This window comes from Streptomyces sp. NPDC001920 (assembly GCF_053594495.1).
In genome coordinates this window covers 20,741-34,433 of sequence record NZ_JBSFEP010000004.1, presented here as the reverse complement: position 1 = coordinate 34,433, position 13,693 = coordinate 20,741, and the positions used below count along the sequence as shown (strand labels likewise).

At 72.3% G+C, this 13,693-nt stretch carries 10 protein-coding genes; 7 read left to right on the top strand and 3 right to left on the bottom strand.

Annotated features, from left to right (window positions below):
- Nucleotides 1-112 precede the first annotated feature (112 nt).
- Nucleotides 113-2,035: a phosphatase PAP2 family protein gene (locus ACWCPI_RS07660; protein WP_451037227.1), complete on the bottom strand. Its 1,923-nt coding sequence runs from the start codon at nt 2,033-2,035 to the stop codon at nt 113-115.
- 199 nt (nt 2,036-2,234) lie between these two features.
- Entirely contained in the window at nt 2,235-3,143 is a 909-nt protein-coding gene (locus tag ACWCPI_RS07655; protein ID WP_451037226.1) for an N-acetylglucosamine kinase, read from the bottom strand.
- 310 nt (nt 3,144-3,453) lie between these two features.
- Between ACWCPI_RS07655 and ACWCPI_RS07650 the strand changes: the two genes are divergently transcribed.
- The 5 genes from ACWCPI_RS07650 (at nt 3,454) to ACWCPI_RS07630 (ending at nt 9,823) form a co-directional block, all read left to right on the top strand.
- Nucleotides 3,454-4,575 (top strand): ROK family protein, encoded by a 1,122-nt coding sequence (locus ACWCPI_RS07650; protein WP_451037225.1) that lies wholly within the window; start codon nt 3,454-3,456, stop codon nt 4,573-4,575.
- A gap of 274 nt (nt 4,576-4,849) precedes the next feature.
- Nucleotides 4,850-6,172, top strand: coding sequence for an ABC transporter substrate-binding protein (locus ACWCPI_RS07645; RefSeq protein WP_451037224.1), 1,323 nt, complete (start codon nt 4,850-4,852; stop codon nt 6,170-6,172).
- 119 nt (nt 6,173-6,291) lie between these two features.
- Entirely contained in the window at nt 6,292-7,203 is a 912-nt protein-coding gene (locus ACWCPI_RS07640; RefSeq protein ID WP_451037223.1) for a carbohydrate ABC transporter permease, read from the top strand.
- A complete protein-coding gene (locus tag ACWCPI_RS07635) occupies nt 7,200-8,102 on the top strand; it encodes a carbohydrate ABC transporter permease (RefSeq protein ID WP_451037222.1) in 903 nt (300 codons plus the stop codon). The genes ACWCPI_RS07640 and ACWCPI_RS07635 overlap by 4 nt, the downstream gene beginning before the upstream one ends.
- A 2-nt stretch (nt 8,103-8,104) precedes the next feature.
- On the top strand, nt 8,105-9,823 hold the full coding sequence (locus ACWCPI_RS07630) for a hypothetical protein (RefSeq protein WP_451037221.1): 1,719 nt from the start codon (nt 8,105-8,107) through the stop codon (nt 9,821-9,823).
- A gap of 431 nt (nt 9,824-10,254) precedes the next feature.
- Here the strand turns inward: ACWCPI_RS07630 and ACWCPI_RS07625 are convergent, their stop codons facing one another.
- Entirely contained in the window at nt 10,255-10,938 is a 684-nt protein-coding gene (locus tag ACWCPI_RS07625) for a nucleoside/nucleotide kinase family protein (RefSeq protein ID WP_451037220.1), read from the bottom strand.
- A gap of 214 nt (nt 10,939-11,152) precedes the next feature.
- On the opposite strand from ACWCPI_RS07625, the gene ACWCPI_RS07620 reads away from it, so the two are divergent.
- Together ACWCPI_RS07620 and ACWCPI_RS07615 are read left to right on the top strand one after the other, a co-directional pair.
- Nucleotides 11,153-12,649, top strand: a complete 1,497-nt coding sequence (locus ACWCPI_RS07620; RefSeq protein ID WP_451037219.1) for a hypothetical protein — start codon at nt 11,153-11,155, stop codon at nt 12,647-12,649.
- A complete protein-coding gene (locus ACWCPI_RS07615; RefSeq protein ID WP_451037218.1) occupies nt 12,646-13,590 on the top strand; it encodes a lysylphosphatidylglycerol synthase domain-containing protein in 945 nt (314 codons plus the stop codon). Before ACWCPI_RS07620 ends, ACWCPI_RS07615 begins: the two co-directional genes overlap by 4 nt.
- Nucleotides 13,591-13,693: the final 103 nt, after the last annotated feature.

The window sequence follows — 13,693 nt, the reverse complement described above, 5'->3', positions numbered from 1 at the left end:
GTCGTTGAAGCGTCATCATCCCCTCCGCGGTGTCGTCGGCCCCGCGGTGACGGGAGCTGATCCGGAGCCGGTCATGCGCCTACTCTGCATCAACTCCCGCCGCCGGACGCCGTCACCGCTCCAGCAGTCGTACCGACAGACCATCCGCCGTGTAGACGGGTACGGCTCGAAGCGTGTCGGAGTTCAGCTCCACCCGGTCGAACCGGCCGCGGAGCTGCCGTGCCTCGATGACGGGGACCGTGGTTCCCGCGACGGCCGGGCGCTCGACGTCCAGGCGCAGCGACAGCACGCTCTCCCGGCCCAGCAGGACCCGGCGGGACACCTCCAGGGCCGGACCGTGGTTCTTGCGGAGCAGCAGCTCCAGGCGGGCGCCGCCCTCCTGGACGTACGAACCGCGTACCCGCAGCACCTTGTCGGCGCGCAGCGTGCCGCCCGTCACCCGCACGTCGCCCTGCCCCAGCGCGTTGGCCGACGCCGCGACCAGGAGGCCGTCCTCGACGACCGTGCCGCCGTGGTACCGGTTGTGGCCCGTCAGCGTGAGCGTGCCGGTGCCCCGCTTGGTCAGACCGCCCTGGCCCCGGATGTCGTTGCGCCAGGCGTCCGCCGCTTGGAAGCCCCCGGCCGCCGCGTCGAGCGTGACGGTCACATCGGAGTCGAAGGCGCCGTAGCCGTCCGCCGCCGTGAACAGGTCGAGCCGCCCCCACTGCTCGAAGCCGTCCAGCAGGACGTACCCACCGGGCACCGCCGTGGTGCGCAGCACCTCGCGGCGCTGGTCCGCGGTCAGATAGGGCTGGCGGGTCTCCAGCAGCACCTCGGCACCCTTCGGCACGGTCAGGGGCTCGTCCCGGCCGTGCCGGGGCAGCACGTACGTCAGCTTCGGCCGGACCGTGCGGGCGTTGGCCTCCCGGTCGGCGTACGGGTCGGTGCCGGGGCCGGCCGCGTGGGCGTAGGCGTTGAGGGTGTCGGCGGTCGTGCCGGTCCGCTCCAGGAAGTAGGCCAGGGCCTGGGCCCGTGCGGCCGCCTTGAGTTCCGCGTTGGCCGGGTCGGTGAGGGTGGCGGCGGCGAGGGCCGTCGCCATGATGCGGCCGCCGATGACGTCGACCGGGGAGTGCATGCCCGCCATGATGCGGGTGTGGCCCAGCTCGAAGGCGCGGGTCACCAGCTCCTGGAAACGCTCGGGAACCGCGTAGGCGTACGCCAGGGCTGCCAGGTGGACGGCGTTGGTGTGTCCGCTGGGGAAGCCACCGTCCTCGGCCGGGTTCTCGCTGCGCTGCCGCAGCAGCTGCGGGGCGACGATCACCTCCGACTCGTAGACGGGGTAGCCGAAGGCGTCCTTCCGGCCGGTGTCGACGACCTCGCTGTCCTCGTTCATCCGCCACGGACGCGGGTACTGGTAGGCGAACTTGGCGGGGTTGCTGGAGGCGAAGTTGCCGCGCAGGGTGTCGACCAGCCTGGCCACCGTGCCGAGTTCCGAGTCGTGCGACCCCGCGCCGAGCGCGGAACCGGGCGGCGCGTCGGCGGGCACCGCGTCGCTGATCTTCCCGGCGGGGGTGCCGTCCGGGGCGCTGGTGATCGACGTGACCGCCTTGGCGCCCGACTTGTACAGCTCCGCCAGCGGGCCGAGGCCCGCGATCACCGAGTAGCTCTGGTGCTGACGGTCGATGATGAACGCTTCCTTCGCCTGGGCGTCCGTGCGCCCGGCCGTGATCCGGGCGCAGTAGCGGACGTTGGCGCGCAGCACCTCGGGCATCAGCGGGGTCCCGGTGTTCCAGGCGCCGCCGGTCTTCCAGATCCGCGCGAATCCGCCGAGCGCGCGGACGACCGCATTGGTCTCGGGCGTCTGGTTCGCGAGGACGTTGGTCTTGTAGTCGTCCACGAAGGCGGCGGCCCGCTCGGCGGACTTGGCGTCCGCCGTGGGAAGCCAGCCGGCGAAGGCGGGGACGGCCACGAGGGCCGCCCCACCGCCGACCGATGTCGCCAGAAAGCGCCTTCTGCTCATGGACGGGGTGGCCTGGTACCCGGCGGATGACGGCATGCGAGCCTCTCTTGAGTTCTTCGGCCGTACGGCCGGGAGGAGATTCCATGTGATCGACCCGACCGCCTGCCGCGCCGGAGCGCTGGGCACGTCGCCTGCTGTGCGTGGACATGCACCGGGCACGGATGATCGAGTCGTACGAGCGAAGATGTACGGGCCGGTTGCGTCGGACTCGGGATGGCCCGACGTCCGGCAGCTGTCACACAAGTGAACGGGCCAGTGCCACCGCCCCCTCCACAGGGGGCTGCCGCAGCGGCGTGGTCCGCGCTCCCGGCACACTCCCGGCGAGAGCGCGGGTGAACGCGTCGTACAGAACGGGCTGGGCGAGCACGGTGCTGCCGGCCACCACGACGTCGTCCACCGGGACCCCGCGCGCGGCGAGCCGTGCGACCAGCGCGGCCAGCGAACGGCCGCCTTCGGCGATCACCGCTCGGGCGAGTGCCGAACCGGCCCCGGCAGCCGCGAACACGACCGGCGCATGCCGGCCCCACTCGGCCGACATGGCCCCGGCGCCCTCCAACGCCGCTCCCAGCTCGGGCACTTCGGTGACACCGAAGGCGTCGACCAGCCCGCGGGCGAGCGCGTCGGGTTCCTCCCCGCGGTCGTGCGCCGCCCACACGGCACGCGCCGACTCACGGACGAGTCCGGCGGAGCCGCCCTCGTCTCCGAGGACCGCCCCCCAGCCACCGACCTGGACCGGTGTGCCGTCGGCCAGCCGGCCCACGGCCACCGAACCGGTGCCGGCGACGAGGCCGACCCCCTTGTCCAACCCCGCGGCCGGCACGAGCAGTTCGGCGTCGCCCACCACCGACGCGGGCGCGTCGAAGTGGACACGGAGCGCGGTACGGATCCGGGAGCACTGGCGAGGCGTCTCACAGGCGTGTCCGCCCACGGCCAGAGCGGTCGGGCGCATGCCCGTCGGCAGGGTCCCGGCGACCAGCGCGGCGAGCCAGTCGGCGGCGGCCACGGGGTCGTGCGGCTGCCAGCCGCTGCTCGTGCGAACGTGGTCGGCGACCAGGACGTCCCCCGCGTAGGCGCGCAGGTGTGTCTTGGTGCCGCCCACGTCGACGCCCACCAGGAGCGCGGGCGGGTGGGGGGTGTGCGGCACGGATCCTCTTTCGTCGTTGCGTCTGAGCTGCGACGGTGGGCGAACCGCGTCCGGGCGGGCAGGGAGCGGCACCTCTCGGGAGGTGCCACGAACCGGCCGGGCGCACATCGCGGGAGAGCGGCGTGGACCCGCGCCGGAGATGGTCGGGAAGCCCCGGGACGGGCTTCTGGTGAGTGCGGCAGGCGAGTACCGCAGGAGTTCGTTAGGAAGTTAACTAACGAAGTAGGGTGCGCGTCAAGGGCCGCGGATTCCCGACGCCCGACCGATCACTTCGGGCGGTACGTCCGCCATGGCACGACCTGGGGAGAGCATGGACCTGAGCGAGAGTGCGCGTGCGGTGTTCGCGGTGCTGGCCGCGGCGGGCACCGCGACCCGCCCCCAGCTGGCGGCCGGCGCCCGCCTGTCCAAGCCGACGGTCTCCACCGCTGTCGCCGAGCTGGAGGCCGCCGGGCTCGCCGCGCACTCCGGCACCGCCTCCGGTGCCACCGGCCGCTCCGCCGCCGTCTATCGGCTGGGCCCGGCCGCCGGCGCCGTACTCGCCGTCGATCTCGGCCCCACCCGGACCCAGGTGCGCGGCTGCGCCCTGGACGGCACCCTGCTGGCCCAGAGCACCGGCTCCCGCGACGAGGCCGCCGACACCGTGCGCGACGTCCTCGACGCGCTGCCCGCGAACGCCCCGCTGCGGGTCGTCGTCGCCGCCGTCGGTGACGTCGCCACCTGGGACCGGGACCGCACCGGCATGCGGCCCGCGACCGCCAAGGCCGGCCCCGTCTTCGACGCCATGAGCGTCGCCCTGCCGCCGGGTGTCCCCGTCCACCTGGAGAACAACGTCAACTGCGCCGCCCTCGCCGAACTGCACCAGGGCGCCGCCCGCGGCCGTGAGACCTTCGGCTACCTGCGCATCGGCGTCGGCATCGGTCTCGGGATCGTCGTCGGCGGCCAGGTGCTGCGCGGCGCGAACGGCGCGGCCGGCGAGGTGGCCCGGCTGCCCTACCCGTGGGGCGAGGGTCGCGAACCGCGCCACGAGGCCCTGGAGGAGCACATAGGCGTACGTTCCCTGCTGCGCCGCACCGCGCAGGCCTGGAAGGACGCCGACGGGCTCTGCCCCGACACCGCCGAGCAGCTCTTCGCCCTCGCCGGTGAGGGACACGTCACGGCCGGGGCCGTCGTCGACCGGCACGCCGCCGACATCGGCCGCCTGGCGGCCGCCGTGACCGCCGTACTGGATCCGGGCATGATCGTGCTGGGCGGTGCCGTGGGCTCGAACCCGCAGCTCGTGCCCGGAGTCCGGGCCGAGCTGGGCCGGCTGAGCTGGCCCACCGAGGTCGTCAGCAGTGCTCTCGGCGACTCCGGCACCGTCGTGGGAGCCACCCGCCTGGCCGTGGCGCATGGAATCCAAACCGTGACCGGTGCGGTCCAGGTGAAGCATTGACGGACTCCACCCGCTTCTGCCAATGTCCGGACAAGCGCTTTCTAGGCCGGCCGGGACGCCGGCTCGGGCGAGCGTCCCGCCCGTACTCGACGTACGGCAACCGCACCAGGGCGAGCTTGTGCGGCGACGGCCACAGCGGCCGGGGACCCTCACCCGTCAGGATGATGCGGCCGGGCGAGGCCGCGCCCTCGGAAAGCACATTCTCCTGCAAAATGCACCCGTGCCGCCTCGGTCGGCGCCGTGCTCCGTCCCCAACCACGAAAAGGGATCGAAGATGACCACTGTGGGTGTGCGGCGCTCCCGCCGACTCGGCCGCGGCGGCATAGGCCGCCTCGTCCCCCTGGCTGCCGTGGCCACGGCAGGTGCCCTGCTGCTCTCCGCCTGCGGGTCGGAATCCGACTCGGGCGGGACCTCGAAGTCGCTGACCTTCTGGATCTCCACGGTCCCGGGGCAGGACGCGGGCTGGAAGAAGGTGGTGGCGCGGTACGAGAAGGAAGCCGGCGTCAAGGTCAAGCTCGTCAACATCCCCTACGACGGCTACGACGCGAAGCTGCGCAACGCCGCGCAGGCGAACTCGCTGCCCGACGTTGCGGCAGTGCCGAAGCTGGACCCGATCTGGTCGAACAAGCTCATCGACCTCCGCTCCATCGCCGACGACAAGACCAACAAGATCAACAAGAACTTCATCGCCAAGGACTCGTCCGGGAAGGTGCTGTCCATCCCCTCGGACATCACCGCGTCCGGCCTGTTCGTCAACAAGACGCTCTTCGAGAAGGCGGGCGTCTCCATCCCGGCGTCGCCGTCGAAGACCTGGACCTGGACCGAGTTCATCGCCGCGGCGAACAAGGTCCGCGAGAAGACCGACGCCAAGTACTCGCTGACGTTCGACCAGTCGCCGTCCCGGCTGCGCGCCATGGTGTACGAGATGGGCGGCAAGTACGTCCACGCCGACTCCTCCGGCGCGTTCTCGGTGGACGCGGCGACCGAGAAGGCCGTGAAGTACTTCGTCGGCCTGAACGACGACAAGACCATGCCGAAGTCGGTGTGGACCAGCGGCGCCGACCCGTCCGCCATGTTCCAGAGCGGTGACGTGGTCGCTTACTGGTCCGGTGTGTGGCAGGTCGCCTCCTTCGCGGACAGCATCAAGAAGTTCGAGTGGGCGAGCGTCCCCACCCCGGCCCAGCCGGTGCAGGCCAGCGACGTCAACAGCGGCGGCATGATGGTGGGCTTCAACAACAACGGCGCCGCGGCCACCGCCACGGAGAAGTTCATGTCCTGGCTGTACGAGCCGGACAACTACCGCGAGCTGTGCGAGGCGTCCGGGTTCCTGCCGGTCGAGAGCGGCCTGAACCCCGAGTACCCCTTCAAGTCCGAGGCGGCGCAGGCGGCGTTCAAGCTGTACAACGAGTCGATCCCGCTCTACGCCCCCATCTCCGGCTACTTCAACACCGCGCAGACGGGCTGGGCGCTGAAGGGCAAGACCCTCACCGAGGACCCGACCAAGGCGGAGCTCGGCAAGGCGATCAACGGCCAGCAGTCGGTCGAGAAGGCGCTGGACAACATCGTGGCCGGCTACAACCAGCAGGTCGGCGGCTGAGCGCAGGCCGGCAGGCCCGGGCGGCGGTGCCCCCACCCCGCTGCCCGGCCTCGGGCGCCCCTGTGACGCCGGGCCCATGAGCCCACAGGAATCCCTTCCACCAGCACGGAGTCAGGAAGATGACCAAACGCGCCTCGGACGTGTCCGTGAGCCCGCCCAGGAGACGCAGCAAGTACACCCTCGCACCGCTCGTCCTCATCGCGGCCAACGTCGTGCTCTTCGCGCTGTTCTTCCTCTGGCCGGCGGTGATCGGGCTCGTCTACTCCTTCACGAACTACACGGGCGTAGGCGCGTTCCAGTTCGTCGGACTGGACAACTACAGCAACCTGGTCGGGGACTCCACCTTCTACGAGGCGCTGACCCGCACGCTGCTGTACACCGTGCTCTTCGTCCCGCTGAACTTCGTGTTCTCGCTGCTCATCGCCAACGTGCTGGTGAGCAAGCACGCCAAGGGCGTGTCGGTCGCCCGTGTCTTCTTCTTCATCCCGTGGCTTCTGTCGCCCATCGTCGTGGGTGTCCTGTGGCGGTGGCTGTTCGGTGAGAACTTCGGACTGGTCAACTACTTCATCGAGAAGCTCGGCGGAAGTGCCGTTCCGTGGCAGTCGAACGCGGACCTGTCGCTGATCGTGGTCGTAGTGGCGGCGTCCTGGGCCTGGACGGGCTTCTCCATGCTGCTGTTCATCGCGGCGATCAAGAACGTACCGGCGTCGTACTACGAGGCGGCCGCGCTCGACGGCGCCGGTCCGTGGCGCCAGTTCATCAGCATCACACTGCCGAGCATCGCACCCACGTCCTTCATCGTCATCCTGCTCAACACGATCCACGCGATGAAGGAATATCCGCTGTTCGCCTCCCTCAACAACGGCGGACCCGGAACGTCGAACAACCTGCTTGTCCAGTACATCTACCAGACCGGCTTCAAGGCGGGCCAGATCGGCTACGCGAGCGCCGCGTCATTCGTGCTCATGCTCATCCTGATGGCCGTCGCGATCATCCAGCTGATCGTCAACCGACGGGTGGAGAACCGATGACAACCACAGACACGCCGCGCAAGGCCGACGCCGGTTCCGTACGGGCTGTGCCCGACGAGCGGCCCCGCGGCGCGGCCGGCGGCGGGCTGCGGCGCGCGGTGCCCGCGACGACACTGCTGTGGGTACTGGCGACCCTCTACGCGGTGCCGGTGCTGTGGTTCGTCCTCAGCTCCTTCAAGCCGGCCGGAGACCTGTTCTCCCTTCCGCTGACGCTGTTCCCGCACGACCCCACCGTGTCGGGATACAAGACGGCGTGGGACAGCGCCAACTTCTCCCAGTACTTCGTCAACACGACCATCGTGTGCGTGATCGCGACGATCCTCACGGTGGGCGTGAGCTGCTGCACCGGGTACGCGCTGGCCAAGTACGACAACAAGTGGCTCAAGGTCTTCTTCGTCGGCATCCTGGCCACCACGATGCTGCCGTCCGAGGTCATGCTCGCCCCGCAGTTCCTGGTGGTCCGCGACCTCGGCCTGTACAACTCGCTCGCCGGCATCATCCTCCCGGCCGTGCTCACCGCGACCGGCTGCTTCATGTTCCGCCAGTTCTTCCTGACGGTCCCGGACGAGCTCATCGAGGCCGCCCGCATCGACGGCGCGCGTGAGCTGTCGATCTTCCTGCGGATCATGGTGCCGATCTCCCGGCCCATCATGCTGACGCTCGCCATCCTGTCGTTCCAGTGGCGGTGGAACGACTACATCTGGCCGCTGCTGATGCTCAACGACCCCGAGAAGTTCACCGTGCAGATCGGCATCCAGAGCCTTGTCGGGGCGCAGAACATCAACTGGTCGGTGGTGCTCGGCGGATCGGTCATCTCCATGATCCCGCTGATCGTCGTCTTCCTGGTGTTCCAGCGTTACGTCATGAACGCCGACATCAACGCAGGACTGAAGGACTGACCTTGCCCGTCTCGCTCGACCACGAGTTCGTCCGCGCGGCGGCCCGCGCCGCCGACCGACCGGCCGCCCCACTGGCGGCGGACCCCGACCAGGAACCCGCCGGTGTGCCGCACCGCGCTCTGGCGCGGCGGGTGAAGACCCTGGTCGCCGCCTACCGTTCCCCGGACTCGGCCCTGCACGCCGGCAGCCGGGCCGTCGCCGCCGCGACGACCCACCTGCGCGCCCTGCGAGCCGCGCAGACCACCACCGGCCTCTTCGCCGGCGGTGACAACGTGCAGTCACCACCGGACTCCGCCTTCACCGTCAACGACGTGTGCGACGCGCACGTCCTCGCCGCCGGCGCGGGGCCGGAGCTGCGCGACGTCACGGCCGCGCTCGCCGAGATCGCCGGCGCCGCCACCGGTGGTCTCCTCAGGGGTGGAGTGCACACCCCGAACCACCGCTGGGAGCTGAGCGCGGCGCTGGCCCGGCTGCACCGGTCGTTCCCCGACGACCGGCTGCTCGACCGCGTCGAGGAGTGGCTCTCCGAGGGCGTCGACATCGACGCGGAGGGCCTGTACTCGGAACGCAGCGCCAACTACGCGGCCCACGTGTCCAACCCCGCGCTGCTGCTGCTGGCCGACGTGCTCGGCCGCGCCGACCTGCTGGACGCCGTCGAACGCAACCTCGCCACGACCCTGGACCTCATCAGGCCGGACGGCACGGTGGAGACCGTCCACTCGCGACGGCAGGACCAAAGCCGCCCGTTCCCGCTGGCGCCCTACCTGCCGCACTACCGGCTGCTGGCGATCCGCACCGGCCGGGGCGACTTCGCCCGGGTGGCGCGGCTGGCGGCCGCCGGCGGCGTCGACGACCCCGACCTGCTCGCGCAGACCCTCCTCACCCCGGACCTGGCACGCGCGCTGCCGGCCCCGGCCGCGGAGCCCCTTCCGCGCGACCGGTACCTCACCACCGCACGCCTCGCCGCACGGGTCTCGGCCACCGCGCACACGGTGGTGTACGGCGGCTCCGACGTGCCCGCGCACCGGCGCATCCGCTCGGGTCTGGCCTGCAACCCCACCTTCTTGCGCCTGTTCGCCGGCGACGCCGTCCTCGACGCGGTCCGCCTCTCCCGGGGCTTCTTCGACCTGGGCCCGTTCCGCGCCGCCGCCATGCACCAGCTCGGCGACCACCGGTACCGGCTCACCGAGACCCTCACGGCCGCCTACTACCAGCCGCTCCCGCCGGACCGGAGGCGGGACGACGGCGTCTACCGGCTGGTGGACGAGGGACGCTTCTCGGCCGCGATGGCCTTCCCGGACCGGCCTCGGGACGAGGTCTCCCACACGACCCGCGTCGAGGTGGACCTGAGGGAGGACGGCGCCGACCTGCGGATCGACATCAGCGGGCCGCGGGCGCCCTGGGCCCTCGAACTGACCTTCCGGCCGGGCGGTGTGCCGGAGGGCGCCGTACCGATCGGCGACGGACGCTGGTGCCTGACGACCGCGCCGATGACCTACCGGGCCGGTGACGACGTGATCAGCGTCGAGGCCGCCGTAGAGGCGGGCGAACCGCTCGCCGGGCCGGACCGGAGCGACGTCCTGCGGTACGACCCGGGCCAGGACTACACCGTGGCGGGCGGCACCGATGCGACGACCGGGAACCGTGTCTACCTCGGGGGACAGGGCCCGCACACACTGACCGTCACCCTGCGCGCCCGGCCGCCCGCGCCTGTCGGGTGACCCCGACGAACCGCACCACGGCCGTCTCAGGCGTGAAGGGCTGATCCCTCTGCACCTCACGTCCCCTCCCGTGCACCCGCCCAGCCGGCTCGGCGCCCTGCACGACCTCCCGGACACCCCCGGGGCGGGGAAATTGCCCTCTGCGCACCCGCCCGCGCACGCGATGACGGCGACCGGGTGCGCGGGACCGCGGACGCGGAGGTCGCCTCCGCCGGCGGGCTGCGCCTGACCCACCTGCGGCCGGAGGACGTGCACCACTTCGACGCCCGCGCTGATCGGACTCAGGAGCAGGGGGCGTTCGCGCCCGCCTGCACAGGCGTCGGGGCAGCGCCGACCGTGCGCACCGAGGCGTTCACGGCGGTGATCGGCGAGGCGGCGGGCGACGCGCGGGGGAACCCGAACCGACGCCGCGCGCCGTGGGAGACGGGCCCTCAGTTCCCCGCACGGGCGGCCGGCGGCTCGGGCGGGCCGGGCAGGGCCGTGGCCGGCACCACGAGGTCGGCCCTGTCCCTGGTCGGGGCGACCAGCTCCGCGTTGCGCTGGTCCGAGCGCATGACCCAGGCCACCGCCTGTTCGTGCGACTTGCCGAACCGCTCGTGCCGGGTGATCAGCCGCCGAAGCCGCTCCGCCTCGTCCAGGTCGCAGAACCACACCTCGTCCAGCTGCGACCGCACCCGCGCCCAGGCCCCCGTGTCCAGCAGCAGGTAGTTGCCCTCGGTCACCACGAGCCGGTCCGTCGGCTCCACCGCAACAGCGCCCGCGAGCGGCTGCTCCAGGACCCGCTCGAAGCCGGGCGCGTACACGGTGCCGTCGTCGGCCTCCTCGCGCAGGCGCTTCAGCAGCGCCGCGTACCCGGCCGCGTCGAACGTGTCCGGCGCGCCCTTGCGGTCCCGGCGCCCGAGCCGGTCCAGCTCGATGTCGGCGAGGTGGAAGCCGTCCATGGGCACATGCGCGACCCATCGCTGCCCGACACCGTTCAGTTCCCGCACCAGGCACTCGGCGAGCGTGGACTTGCCCGCGCCGGGACTGCCGGCGATCCCGAGGACGGCACGGCGGCCGTCCCGGGCGAGGGACCGGGCGCGGGTGAGCAGGACGTCGAAAGTCAGGGCGGCCACAGAGCCGAGTCTGTCACCCGGACGGCTGCTTCCGGCTTCCGCACCGGACACAACAGGCCGCCTGCCCTCAGGCACTTGGCTGAATCCCGCGCTGCATGATCATTCGCCGCGGGTTAGTTTGTGCGTGTTTACGGTGCTATTTCCCTACTTATTGCTGACAACTCGCCGACGGCGGACCGAGAAACCCTACGTCGCGTAGGGAGAGGGGTGGACGATGACCCACGGCACGAAGCCCATGCCGACGCGCATGGAGGGGCGCTTGCGGGCGACCGTGTCCGGCGGGTCCAGGCGGGCGCCCGGCGCTGGACCGCTCGCTGCGGTGGCCGGCGCGTTCGGTCTCGCCCAACTCCTCCTCGTACGGCCCACGCTGGGCCTTGGCTGGGACGAGGTGGTGTACGTCAGCCAGGTCGGCACCGAGGCCCCGGCGGCCTTCTTCAGCGCCCCACGCTCGCGTGGCGTCTCGCTGCTGGCGTGGCCCGTCGCCTCCTGGTCGTCGTCCACCACGCTGCTGCGCGTCTACCTCGCCGTCCTGTCCGCACTCGGCCTGTACCTGGCCCTGCGTGCCTGGCGCGGATTCTTCCCGCCCCGCGTCCTGGCCGGCGCGGGCGCCCTGTTCGCCACGCTGTGGGTGACCCTCTTCTACGGCCCGCAGGCCATGCCCAATCTCTGGGTCGCCTTCGGCGCACTGATCAGCGTCGGCTGCTTCCTGCGCGCCCTCGTCGACCGCCACGACCGGCGCGCCCTGTGGGGCGTCCTGGCCGGTGCCGCGCTGATGGCGTGGATGCGGCCCACGGACGCCGTCTGGGTCGCACTGCCGCTGATCGTCGTCGTGCTGGTCGGCCGGCGCTGGCGGCTCGGCGCGGCCCTCGTGGTGGGCCTGGCGGCCGGTGGCGTCCCGTGGGTGATCGAGGCGTTCCTCAGCTACGGCGGCCTGCGGGAGCGACTGCACGAGGCCTCCCGCATCCAGGGCGGACTGGGCTGGAACCTCGCCGTCGACGACCAACTGCGCAGCCTGGTCGGCAGCGCCCTGTGCCGGCCGTGCAACGGGGAGATGCCCCACCCGGTCGTCTACGCCTGGTGGTTCGTGCTCCCGCTGCTCGCCGCCTACGGCCTCGCCATCGCCTTCAGGGCCCGGCGAACCACCCGCACCCTGATCCCGCTGGCCTGCGCCGCGACGGCCGCCTTCCCGTACCTGTTCCTGATCGGATACGCCGCGCCCCGCTTCCTGCTGCCCGCCTACGCCCTGCTCGCCCTCGCGGTCGCGGACGCCTTGTGGCACCTGGCCACCGGGCCGGCCGGCCGCCTGCGCCCGATGGCCGCCACGGTGATCGCGCTCGGGCTGGCCGGACACCTGGCGGTGCAGTACGCCGTCCTGCACCGCACCGTGGACCGCACGACCGCCGACCGGGAGGCATGGGCCCGCTCCGCCGCCGAACTGAACCGCCTCGGCGTCCGCTCGCCCTGTCTGCTCACCGGGCAGGAGGCCATCCCCGTCGCCTACTACACGGGCTGCGACTCCGGAGCGACCCGCGGCCACAACGCCAACACCACCACCGCCGAGATCCTGCGGACCGCTCGCAGCGTCCCGGTCGGTGCGCTGACCGAGCCCGGCGGCACACCACCCCGGTACGCCCGTGCCTGGGAGCTGCACCGCCTCGACGGCCTCGAGGTCCGCATCGCGCCGGCACCCGGCGCGGGCGGACCGGGATGACGCCGGAACAGATCCTCCCCCCGGCCCGGCGCCGACAGGTCCACTGGCACATCGCCCTCACGCTCGCCGTCCTTGCGGCCGTGGCCTGGCTGGCCCGGCGGCACTGGCCGGTCCTGGAGACCGGCGTGGTGCGGCTGGCCGTCGCCGACCAGGGGTGGCTGCTGGCGGCCGCCGCCGCGACCGTCGCCACATGGCCCTGCTCGGCGTTCGCCCAGCAGGGTGCGGTGCTCGCCAGACTGCCTGCGGGGCGGCTCCTTGCCGCGCAGTTCGCCGCCTCCGCCGCCAACCACGTGCTGCCCGTGGGGCTCGGGGCGGGGGTGGTGAACCTGCGCTTCCTCATGCGCTGCGGCATACCGTTCGCCGGGGCGGCCGCCGCGATCGCCGTCAAGGGCACCGCCGGCGCGGTCGTGCGCGGTGCCCTGATCGCCGTACTCGTCGCGGCCTGCCCCGGCGTGCTGAGCGTCCCGCCCGTCGACGCCGGCCACCTGGTCGCCGTGTGCCTCACCGCCCTCGCCGTACTCGCCCTGCTGGCCGCGCCGGCGGCGGCACGGTGCCGACGGGCCCTGAGGCTGCTGCGGGCGCACCTAGGGGCGATCCACGCCAGGCCGGCCAGGACGGCGGCGCTGTGGGGCGGCTCGCTCGCCTTCGCCATGCTGCACTGCGTCGCGCTCGGCGCCGTCACCCGCGCGGTCGGCCTTTCCCTGCCACCCGCCCAAGTGGCGCTGCTCCATCTCGTCGCCGGCGCCGCGGCCGCCCTGCTGCCCACGCCGGGCGGACTCGGTTCCCTCGACGCCGCGCTCGCCCTGGCCCTCGCCGCCGCCGGCGCCCCGGCCGTCGCGGTCGCCTCCGCGGTGCTCGGCTACCGGCTGCTGACGGTGTGGCTGCCGCTGGTTCCGGGGCTGGTCGTGCTCGGGGTGCTGGTCAGGCGCGGAGCGCTGTGAGTGTCCTTCACGGACCTCCCGGCGGCACACCCCCCGGCCTGCTGCCCATGAACCCCGTCACCCGACGGCGTCCGGGCCGCCCCGGATCGCTTTCCGCTGCTTG